Origin of the sequence: Pseudomonas sp. MS15a(2019) (genome assembly GCF_013277805.1) — a bacterium.
GTDB lineage: Bacteria > Pseudomonadota > Gammaproteobacteria > Pseudomonadales > Pseudomonadaceae > Chryseomonas > Chryseomonas benzopyrenica.
The window spans coordinates 1-10,045 of record NZ_VBTN01000026.1 but is presented as its reverse complement, the minus strand read 5'-3'; the positions used below and the strand labels follow the sequence as shown (position 1 = coordinate 10,045).

General features: G+C 57.8%; 12 protein-coding genes. 3 read left to right on the top strand and 9 right to left on the bottom strand.

The window, feature by feature from the left end:
• The 3 genes from FEZ61_RS24295 to FEZ61_RS24230 all read left to right on the top strand — a co-directional run.
• The coding region (locus FEZ61_RS24295; protein WP_207105572.1) for a hypothetical protein at positions 1 to 330 on the top strand (330 nt) is incomplete at its 5' end.
• A gap of 393 nt (positions 331 to 723) precedes the next feature.
• A complete protein-coding gene (locus FEZ61_RS24725; protein ID WP_017638570.1) occupies positions 724 to 894 on the top strand; it encodes a hypothetical protein in 171 nt (56 codons plus the stop codon).
• Entirely contained in the window at positions 891 to 1,193 is a 303-nt protein-coding gene (locus tag FEZ61_RS24230) for a DUF3077 domain-containing protein (RefSeq protein WP_009681603.1), read from the top strand. Before FEZ61_RS24725 ends, FEZ61_RS24230 begins: the two co-directional genes overlap by 4 nt.
• 249 nt (positions 1,194 to 1,442) lie before the next feature.
• Here FEZ61_RS24230 and FEZ61_RS24225 read toward each other — a convergent pair whose 3' ends face one another.
• The 9 genes from FEZ61_RS24225 to FEZ61_RS24185 all read right to left on the bottom strand — a co-directional run bounded on the left by FEZ61_RS24225 (position 1,443) and on the right by FEZ61_RS24185 (position 9,729).
• Positions 1,443 to 1,802 carry a RidA family protein gene (locus FEZ61_RS24225; RefSeq protein WP_009681604.1) on the bottom strand — a complete coding sequence of 120 codons (360 nt, stop codon included), beginning with the start codon at positions 1,800 to 1,802 and terminating at the stop codon, positions 1,443 to 1,445.
• A gap of 36 nt (positions 1,803 to 1,838) precedes the next feature.
• Positions 1,839 to 3,209, bottom strand: coding sequence for an FAD-dependent oxidoreductase (locus tag FEZ61_RS24220; RefSeq protein WP_009681605.1), 1,371 nt, complete (start codon positions 3,207 to 3,209; stop codon positions 1,839 to 1,841).
• Positions 3,202 to 3,537, bottom strand: coding sequence for a (2Fe-2S)-binding protein (locus FEZ61_RS24215; protein WP_081594548.1), 336 nt, complete (start codon positions 3,535 to 3,537; stop codon positions 3,202 to 3,204). Before FEZ61_RS24215 ends, FEZ61_RS24220 begins: the two co-directional genes overlap by 8 nt.
• The gene (locus FEZ61_RS24210; RefSeq protein WP_017638571.1) at positions 3,527 to 4,663 is read right to left on the bottom strand and encodes an FAD-dependent oxidoreductase; all 1,137 of its coding nucleotides are present in this window, start codon (positions 4,661 to 4,663) and stop codon (positions 3,527 to 3,529) included. Before FEZ61_RS24210 ends, FEZ61_RS24215 begins: the two co-directional genes overlap by 11 nt.
• 92 nt (positions 4,664 to 4,755) lie before the next feature.
• The gene (locus FEZ61_RS24205) at positions 4,756 to 5,550 is read right to left on the bottom strand and encodes an ABC transporter permease (RefSeq protein WP_026083549.1); all 795 of its coding nucleotides are present in this window, start codon (positions 5,548 to 5,550) and stop codon (positions 4,756 to 4,758) included.
• Positions 5,551 to 5,561: 11 nt separating this feature from the next.
• Complete coding sequence (locus tag FEZ61_RS24200; protein WP_009681609.1) at positions 5,562 to 6,431, bottom strand: ABC transporter permease; 870 nt, start codon at positions 6,429 to 6,431, stop codon at positions 5,562 to 5,564.
• Complete coding sequence (locus FEZ61_RS24195; protein ID WP_017638573.1) at positions 6,424 to 7,494, bottom strand: ABC transporter ATP-binding protein; 1,071 nt, start codon at positions 7,492 to 7,494, stop codon at positions 6,424 to 6,426. Before FEZ61_RS24195 ends, FEZ61_RS24200 begins: the two co-directional genes overlap by 8 nt.
• 40 nt (positions 7,495 to 7,534) lie before the next feature.
• The gene (locus FEZ61_RS24190; protein WP_009681611.1) at positions 7,535 to 8,566 is read right to left on the bottom strand and encodes an ABC transporter substrate-binding protein; all 1,032 of its coding nucleotides are present in this window, start codon (positions 8,564 to 8,566) and stop codon (positions 7,535 to 7,537) included.
• A 245-nt stretch (positions 8,567 to 8,811) separates the two neighbouring features.
• Positions 8,812 to 9,729 (bottom strand): LysR substrate-binding domain-containing protein, encoded by a 918-nt coding sequence (locus tag FEZ61_RS24185; RefSeq protein WP_009681612.1) that lies wholly within the window; start codon positions 9,727 to 9,729, stop codon positions 8,812 to 8,814.
• Positions 9,730 to 10,045 lie beyond the last annotated feature (316 nt).

Below are 10,045 nucleotides of genomic sequence, written 5' to 3'. Positions count from 1 at the left end.
GGGCTACTTCAGACCTTCCCTAGGGAAGAGCAGCATCTCCCAGGTGAGTATTGCCACGACGACTTCGACTCAGAGCCACCGTTCGATCCCGAGCTTGAAGCCGCGATGGAGGCAGAATTCGAGCGCGAAATGGCGAGCGAAAAGCCAATCGCCGACGAGTTGTGGCGCGTCGACGAGGATTGCCGCCAATTCGCAGCACGCGGGCCTGGATGGCCCTACCAACATCACCGATCGGCTCAGGTTAGCCCATCCAGCCGTACGAACAGCTCGTCGATTGAGTACCGTTCCCAGTCCGGTACCAACGACGCGATGGCAACGCCGCAGCGATAACTCAACTTCCCATAGAAAGTATCCTACGCGCGCTGCAGACCTTTCCCTGTAGGGAAGGTCCATCAGGTCTAATTTCCTGGGGTCGTCATTTCGACGACCGGGTGTGAGAGCCCGCTTTTAGACCTAATGGCAGCTTTGTCATGGCAGCCGTGCGCGGGCAGACTTCGGTCTGGCCGGGTTCCTAGGTCTCCGGTCTCTCACCCCGCGTATGGCTGCCACCCTAATCCTGTGAGAGGGACTGGGAGACAGCTCCTGTTTGACCTAGGAGTTTCGCCATGAAAAAGATCGTCCCCGATCCGCGCATTACGCTACCCCCGGCAGATCATCACCACCCCCTACTTCACCATCCACAGCGACCTGACGCCCACCGATTCCCTGGCCTACGCTTGCGAATTGCTGCGCGGTCTCTTCGAGACCACCGACGACTATTGCTACGCCCATGCGAACGAGCCGGGCCACGGCATGCTGGTGAATGTGTTGCATTCGGCCGAGACGGCGAAGGCGCTGATCGAACTTGCGCTCGCCAAGCTGCAGGCCAGTGAGCGCCAGGAGGTGATGACATGAGCGCGCTTCCCGAGGCCGAGAAGGCCACTACCGCAGATGTGACGAGCTTCATCACGAACCAGAATCCGCCCATGGACTTGTTCCACATCAGCCCTGGCGTGCCCTGCGACTATGCCCTGGAACAGGCCTCGACCCTGTTGGGGTGCGTGCACAAGCTGATCCTCGCGGGGGCTGTGGATGAAGATGGCGACATGATCTGGGCCGCCTATTACCTGAGTGGGCTTGCCCAGGCGATTCTCGCGGATGTGGAGGCTGGGCGGATGCGGAACAAGCGGGAGAAGACTGTTCTGAAGGCCTAGAAATCCTGTGGGGAGTCCACTCAGCCCGCTGGGCTGCGCGATCGGGCGCGTAGCGGCCGTAGATGGCATGCCGGGTGCGATAGCCGCGGATATCCCCCCGGCTGATTGGTAAGCCGTGGGCGCAGCGGCGCACCTTGCGCCGGTGCGCGCGCTCACGCCAGTCAGAAGCTGTAGTTGAAACGCCTCATCACATTGCGCGGTGCCGTGAACACCGTACAGACCGGTTTAGCTGTAGTACTGCGAGGCGGCTTACTCAGCAACCGCGGCGGTCACGATGATCTCGACCAGCACATCCGGCGCGCCCATGTCGCACTGGGCGGTGGCGCGCGTGGGGGCGCAACCCGGTGCGGTCCAGGCGTTCCAGACCTCATTCATGCTGTCGAAGTCACGGGCCAGGTCTTTGATCCAGATTTGCGCTGTCAGCACCCGGCTTTTGTCTGAGCCCGCCTTCTCAAGATAAGCTTCAATTTTCGCCAATGTATCGCGTGTTTGGCCGGCGATATCTTGAGTGCGGTCATCGGCGGTCATCCCGCCGACATAAATCACACCATTATAAATAACGACCCGGCTACGGCGCGGGTCAGTTTCGATGCGAACGATATCACTCATATAGGCTCCTGGATTTTAGTATGAAGAACGGGCGAACTAATGTGTAAGTTCGCCCAGTAAAATAGGTTTGATAGGGGCGCGAACGCGGTAGTGGCCGACCTCGTTAGGATCGACGTTGCGCGTTTTCGCGATAATTTCGGTGACGGTTAAACCGCAGAAACGTCCTTGGCATGGCCCCATGCCGCAGCGGCCAAATGCCTTGGTTTGATTCGGCCCATGGCAGCCCAACGCTACATAGCTGCGAATCTGCCCAGCAGTCACTTCCTCGCAGCGGCACACCAGCACGTTATCGTCTGCGGGAATTCTATTTTCCTCTTGGGGGCGATAAAGAACATCCAGGAACTTTCTGATGCTCGTAGCGTTTTCCAACTGCTGAGCCAGTCCGGCCAGTTGATGTCCCAAGCCCTGCAAACTTCCAAGCTGCGCCCCAATTGCCAAGGCCGCCAAGCGTCCCTGTACAGCAGATGCCTTGGCGCCGACGATGCCTCGGCTATCACCGGCGACGTAGATCACGGTGTCGCCCAGGCGTCCATGCTCATCGGTATGCGGCAACCAGCAAAGTTGCTCGGGGCTCCAATAGTGCGCGGCGCCCGTCGAGAGGCTGAGTTGCGCATTCGGGACCACCCCTTGATGCAGTAACACCAGAGAAGACGCGACGGACGTGCGCTGCCCGCGATGTTTGAATTGAATGCCTTGGGCCGCATGGTCCCCCACGATTGCCAGGTCGGTAGCGCCCGAGTAAACCTTGACCCCGTGACGCTTGATCGACGCGAGCAGCTTCATGCCCTTGGCAAGATCACGCCAGCCTTTGAGCGCACCAGCCGCTTCGCGCAACGCCCGGACATAAGCCGACTGTGGTGTGGTGTCCACCAACGCCTTGATCGCCACGCCTGCCCTGAGGTATTGCCAAGCCAAGAGGTAGAGCAGCGGACCGCAACCGGCGAGGACAACGGGCTCGGTAGGCAGTGCACCAGCCCCTTTGAGCATGATCTGACCGGCACCCGCGCCCATTACACCAGGTAACGTCCAGCCTTTGATGGGGAATGGTCGCTCCATGGCGCCGCTGGCCAGTACGACATACTTGCCGACGATGTCTTCATTATGGCCATTGGCGATGTAATTGATTTCCCCCGAAGCGGCCACGTTCCAGACCACCGCACCGGTGATGTGGATAGCACCGCTGGCTTTGAATTCACGAGCAAGGGCTCGGCCTGCGACGTAATCCGCGCCGAGGATGTGTTGTATGGCTTCAGGAGCGGACTCGATCCGCCGATAGATCTGGCCGCCGAGCGCTGGTTGCTCGTCCAGCACGACCACCGTCAACCCCTGGGCGCGTGCCTGGCAGGCTGCGGCCATTCCAGCTGGGCCGGCACCGACGACCACCAGGTCTACCGGGACATTATTCATGGCACCCTCCCATTTCGCCGAGGTCCAGTGCCACAGCGCCGAGTTGACGCCTGATATGCATGCCGTCGCGCACCGGGACCATGCAACTTTGCCGTGCGGGTACGCCGTCGATTTCAACGAGGCATTCAAAGCAAACACCCATCATGCAGTACGGAGCGCGGGAAACATTACCGACGATACTGGAGCGGAAATCACGGGCGCCTTGGGTCAGCAACGCGGCAGCCACACTGATGCCCTCGGCGACGCGCAATTCTTGCCCCTCGAATGTGATTTTTACCGTCCGCCCAGCAGGCGCGTTCGAAACAGAAAAAAGCGGCTTAGTGGTCATGGGTAAAACTCGCGTTGGGGTCTAGGAATCTGTCGCTGTGGAACCCTTCGAAGTTCGGGGGTGAGGGTGTTATGCCCCCGACCCAGGGCCCGATGACGTAGGCGTGGATTGCCGCCAGTGTCACGCCGCTATGACAAATAACGGCATAGGCCCCTGGGCACGTCGTCGAACTCTGGTACACCGGGTAGCCGTCGGGGGTTAAAGGCCGAATGGCGCCCCATGCTCGAACGAGCCTCACATCCTTGAGGGCGGGAAACGTATCTACAGCCCGTTCGGCGAGCCAGCTGATCTTGTCAGGTGTCGTGCGATCATCCAGACCGACATCTTCTGAAGTCGAGCCGATCTGCACCGACCCTTCCTTGGTCTGCCGCGCCTTGTTCGTCGGGTAGGGGATAAACGGCTTGAGCCGCTCGGTGATCAGCACTTGCCCGCGCGTCGGGCGGGTTGGGGCATGCAACCCCACTTGCGATGCCAACTCGGAGATCCCGATACCGGCGGCGAGTACGAGCCTGTCGCTGTTCCAGGATTGGCCATCCCGGGAACGCGCCGTGAATTTACCGGTACCGGGGTCCTGCGAGACCGCAACAACGTCAACGCCAGAAATGATATCTGCCCCCTTCATTTTCAGACCCGCATGCAGTGCCCTGAGCAGCATCAAGGGGTTGGCGTGGCCATCATGAGTACCGAAGCTTCCGCCGACGACCTTGGGGCCTAGCCCAGGCAAATGCTGCCTCAGCTCTGCAGGGCCCATCATTTGATAGGGGATATCACCCACTGCTTTGTTGATTTTCTCAAGCAAGTCCGCCCGCGCTTGTACCTCTTTTTCGCTGAACCCAAGCCAGAAGCCGCCCGTTTGCTCAAGCCCCGTATCGACACCCGTCAGGCTGAGCAACTCCCGGTGCAGTTCCGGCCACTGTCTTACGGCATCGCGCGTCCATTGCGCATAGCGGGGCATCCCACCACCTTTGCTCGATAACCAGACCAGGCCAAAATTTCCCCGAGAGGCGCGTAATGCGGCATCCCCTTGGTCGAGGACGGTGACCTTAAGGCCCCTGCGCGCGGCACCGTAGCCAATTGCCGCGCCGACGAGTCCACCGCCCACTACGATCATGTGTTCTTTGCTCATACTTCACCTCCGCAACTGTGCGGCAGCTCTTGAAAAAAGGGCGAGCGGGTCCTCGCTGCCAAAGTCTTTGGAAGCGAAAAGTGCACCTGGGCCTATTTTTTACCGATTAATACTTTGTCCAAACCGACAATACGGTCTAGCAAAAACATGAGGATCATCGTTCCCACAATCATTACCGTGGAAACCGAAGTCGTCACCGGGTCGGTCATCAATGCGATCCGTTCATACAGGGCAACCGGAAGTGTCGTAGTACCCGGGGTGGAGACGAATATCGTCATGGTGACTTCATCGAAACTTTGAATGAAGGCCAATAACCAACCGCCGGCCACGCCTGGGAGAATCAAGGGAAACAACACTTTCCAAAAGGACACATATTTAGAGGCGCCGAGTGAGCGTGCCGCCAGTTCCGCATCGCGATCAATCCCGATGACAGCCGCCAGGGTAAGCCGCAGTGAGTAAGGCGTGACGATCAATGCATGCACCAATAACAGCCCGATGAACGAACCCGAAATCCCCGTCACTGAAAAGAACCTGAGAAACGCTACACCAAGCACGACATGAGGAATCATCAAGGGGGAGAGAATCAATGATGTAAGTGCTTCGCGTCCGGCGAAACGGTATTTGGCAATAGCTATCGCGGCGGGTACCGCGACAATGGACGCAATCGTCGCCGCGCCAAGCCCCAGCCACACCGAGAGCCAAAACGCATTGATCAACTCCGGGGCGTCCCAAATGGCTTTGTACCACCGCCACGAGGCGCCGTCGAAAGGCATCGATATATAGCCCTTGTCTGAGAAAGAGACCAATACAATGATCAACAGCGGCGCCACAATGAAACTGACGAACAGTGTGTGGAAGAGTATTGCAAAGGGTCCGTTACTTTCCAGGCTGCGATCACTCATACGAACACCTGCTTGAATTTTCGCTCGATCAATCGATTGCTGCCGATCACCACGAAGACAATGGCAATAAGCAAGAGCACCGCAATGGAAGCGCCCAATGGCCAGTTCATCGTGGAGAGAAATTCATCGTAGATCGCCGTGGTGACGACTTTGACGCCGCGACCGCCGATCATCGCCGGCGTGGCGAAGGCCGAGGCAGACAAGGTAAAGACGATGATCCCGCCAGACAAAATACCCGGCATCAGCTGCGGCAGCACAACGCGCCTGAAGGTGGTCACCGGGCCGGCCCCGAGGGAGCGGGCCGCATGGGCAATCTGGCCATCGACTTTTTGCAGCGTGCTCCATACCGAGATCACCATGAAAGGCATCATCACATGGGTCAGGGCAATCACTACCCCGGTCAGGGTAAACATGAGCTGTAGTGGCTGGTCGATCAGACCGAGTGCCATCAGCGCTGAGTTGATAAAACCTTCACGTCCCAACAACAGCGACCATCCCAACGTCCGTACCACCACGGAAATGAGTAACGGGCCGAGTATCACGACGAAAAAGCCACCTTGCCATGCGGGCCGCATGCGCGAAAGGATCAGCGTTTCAGGAACGCCAATGGCAATGCAGACGGCGGTGACGCCCAGTGACATCAAAGCGGTACGGGCAAACAGCTCGTAATAGAAACTGTCGCTGAGTACCTCCAGGTAACTGGCCAAGGTATAACTGTTTTGAGTGCCACTCATGGCGTCGAACACATTGAATGAAAGCATGCCAGTCAATGCGATGGGTACGACGAGCAACCCTAGAAACAACAGGAGCGCGGGCAGCGAGAGTACCCACTGAGCACCATTGGCGCGGTAGGTAGTGTCAGCCATGGGCGGCCTCCGCGGATACGACCTGCAGGTCGCCGTCGCCCCAACCGATGCCGACCGTTTCGCCTTCTTGAGGCTGGCGCTCGCCATTGTTCGGTGCTGTCATCTTCAACGCGCCCAAGGCGCTTTCGATTTCGTAATACCACAGGCCACCGAGGAACAAACGTGATGCAATACGCCCCTCGGCTTTCCCAACGCCGGGCGGGGTGAAGCGGATGCGCTCAGGCCGGATGAACAGTATGGCGTCGTCGCCCACCTTGAGCTGCTGCCGGTTCGCGGGCACGACGATGCCGTCCAGGTGGACCAATGCCTGTCCCTGGGAGATGGACTTCACCTTGCCCATGAGAATATTGGTCTGACCCAGGAAGCGCATGGCGAAGCCGGAGGTGGGCTGGTCGTAGACATCTTGAGGCTTACCCAGCTCTGCGATGCAACCGTCGGCCATCACAGCGATTCGGTCGCTCATTGTCATGGCTTCGACTTGGTCATGGGTGACCAAGATAGTAGTAATGCCGAGCCGGCGCTGGAGCGCCCGGAGCTCAACATGCATTTCACCCCTGAGCTTAGCGTCGAGGTTCGACATAGGCTCATCGAGCAGCAAGACACTCGGACGGATCGTCAAAACCCGTGCGATAGCGACACGCTGCCGTTGGCCACCGGACAACTCCCGTGGATAACGCGCCCCGAGCCCCGACAGACGGACCATCGCGAGCGCTTCTTCGACACGCGTCGCCAGCTCTTGTTTAGGCACTTTGCGCATCTGCAACCCGAAGCCGACGTTTTCGGCAACGGTCATATGCGGGAACAGTGCATAGCTTTGGAATACGATGCCCATGTCACGTTTTTCAGGCAGCATGCTGGTGATGTCGTTGCCACCGAGATGGACAGAACCCGTGGTAGGGGAAATAAATCCCGCGACCATCTGAAGTGTCGTCGTTTTTCCGCATCCCGAGCCACCCAGCAGCGAGATGAACTCACCGCTCTTAACCTCTAGGTCCAAGTTGCGCACAGCGGTAAAGCCGCCCGAATAGGTTTTCGAGAGCCCTCGGATAATCAAATTACTCATGGCCAATACTCACTATTATTATCATCGTCGAGAAAAGCGCTCACTCAACGGTACGGCTCCACTGTTTTGTCCATTCAGCACGTTTACGGTTAACGGTGTCCCAGTCTATCGGCACCAGCTGCGCAAGCTTCTCTTCGCCATAAGGGACCTCTTCGGCCAAACCCTCTTCGAGCTTGGCTTGCCGGTTGACGGGGCCGAAGCCCTCGGTGGCGAACTTGGCCTGCACACTGGGAGACGCCAGGTATTGAATCAGCGCTTGAGATTTTTCTGCGAGCTTATTCCCGGAAACTACACAGGCCGAAGCAATAATGGCGGGTGTGCCTTCTTTTGGATAAACAAACTCGATAGGAAAGCCTGTTTTTTTCAACGCCACGGCACGGTTGCTACCCCAGACAGCAATATCGATATCGTTGCTCTGGAACATCTGCGCTAATTGGGCATTCGAAGAGGTCCACGCCAATACATTGGGCGCGACATTTTCACGAACGGCTTTGAAGCCTGGGTCCATATCATGCTCACCGCCACCGTTGATGCGGGAGAACATGATCAAGGTATTTAGGCCGAACGTACCGGAGATAGGGTTGGAGGCGACGCGCTTGGCATATTTGGGGTCCGCGATGTCGGACCACGATGTGGGCGCCGCCCAACCATTCTTGGCGAAGACTGCTTTATTGTAGGCAATGCCCGTCGCCACCAGCCCGATACCGACCGCCTTACCCTTGAAGTTCGAGGCTGCGGCGATATCGTAGATGTCCTGATACACCGGCGACTGCGCCAAGTTATCGCACAGGCCAAATTGCACGGCGTAATGCATGGGGCCGTCGTCAAACAAGGCAACGTTGATTTGCTGACTGGCTCGCTGCGCTTGCAATTTGGCAAGGTTTTCACTCGAGCTGCCCGGCACATAAACGACGTTGACATCATGCTTGGCTTCGAACTCGGGAAGGATGACCGTTTCAAAGGTCTTTTGAAAGTCGCCGGAATACCCTGCGAAATAGAGCGTGTCTTGCGCATACGCGCCGCTGCTAAGCGTAATGGCGCTGGCCAATGCAAAGGTGTTGATTTTTTTCATGTCAGCTTCCCCTCCTCACGCGAGTTAACGAGGCAGTGGTCCGCCTCTGTTTTGACTCAATTGGGTAACATCAGTCGGCAGGGGCCCAGCTTCAATGCACGGACTATAATTGTTGTCTTCCAGGAGACGCTTAGCGCCCCAGTTCCGGCTGAACACAACGTTAAGGGGAGCAGCGGTGGACAAGCAAATAGAATATCGCCTTGGCCTATGCACTGGTGATATACCCCCCCTCCCGGGAGCAATCCCTACGCCGGCGCTTTACACCCGAGGCTCTCGAGTTCGCGGGCCAGCACGTCTTTGACGGTCGTCACGAAGTCTGAAATCAACCGATCGTTCGCGCGCTCTTTGGGGTAGATGATGTACCCCTGATGTTTTACGGTGGGCAGAAAAGGCCGCGTCACCATGCCCGAATGGCGGTAATCCAATGAGGCGAGCGGGTTCACGATCGATAGGCCTAGCCCCTGCATGACCAGCGAACAGGTGATTGAACTGTAAGAGGTCTCTAGGCGAATGTGCCGGTCAATACCGGCGTTTTCAAAATGGGTGTCGACCAGTGAGTAGCCATGTTCGGTGCGGGGCAGTGAGATGAAAGGCTCATTCGCCAGGTCCTGGGGGGTTATCACGTCCTTGCGTGCGAGCCGATGGTCTGCAGGCATCACGCAGACGGCGTCTACCTCATACAGGTGCTCATAGGCCAGGCCATAGTTGTTATTGACCTGGGAGACCAAGCCGACATCACAGGTTTGATCTTCAACCCAGCGTGCCACTGTCGTTGCGTGGCCGGTATGGATGGACACGCTGACTTCGGGCAGATTTTGACAAAACTGCTGCATCACCCTGGGCACCAGGCCCAGCGCAAGCATCTGTACTGCGGCGACCGTCAGCGCGCCACCGCTGAACCGCTTGATCCGCTTGGCGGCTTCGTCCAGATGGTGCAGCCCCGCAAAGCTTCGTTGTACCTCCTTGAAGAAGGACCGGGCGTCACTGGTGGGCACCAGTCGCCCTGGCAATCGCTCGAAAAGTTTCAAGCCGGTTTTTTGTTCAAGCAGCGCAATCGCTCTGCTCACATTAGGTTGTGAGGTGTGCAGCGTCTGCGCGGCCGCAGTGGTTGAGCCCGACAACATGACGGCCCTGAACGCCTCAATTTCAGAGAACCTCATCATGGAAAAGTCTCCAATATCGCTTTCTCCACAGCGCCAATATTCAGCTTGCCGGTATGCCGAATCAGTGTTTCAGCCTCTCTCAAAGCAATCACCCCCAATGCAGGACTCGCGCAGCGCTGCGTTAAACGCTTAATGTACCCCAGGTCCATCATCACACGGCGACGGGATGCCGCTTTGTGCGGCCTTGACGGACCAGGTGTTGGTGCACGACGCGCTATCCGAGGTAGGAATTGGATAGAGCTCCAAGTTATGTCATCTGTCACACGGATTTTCCGTCAATGCGCACGGACGCCTTAGGGAAGGTCTGAAGTAGCCC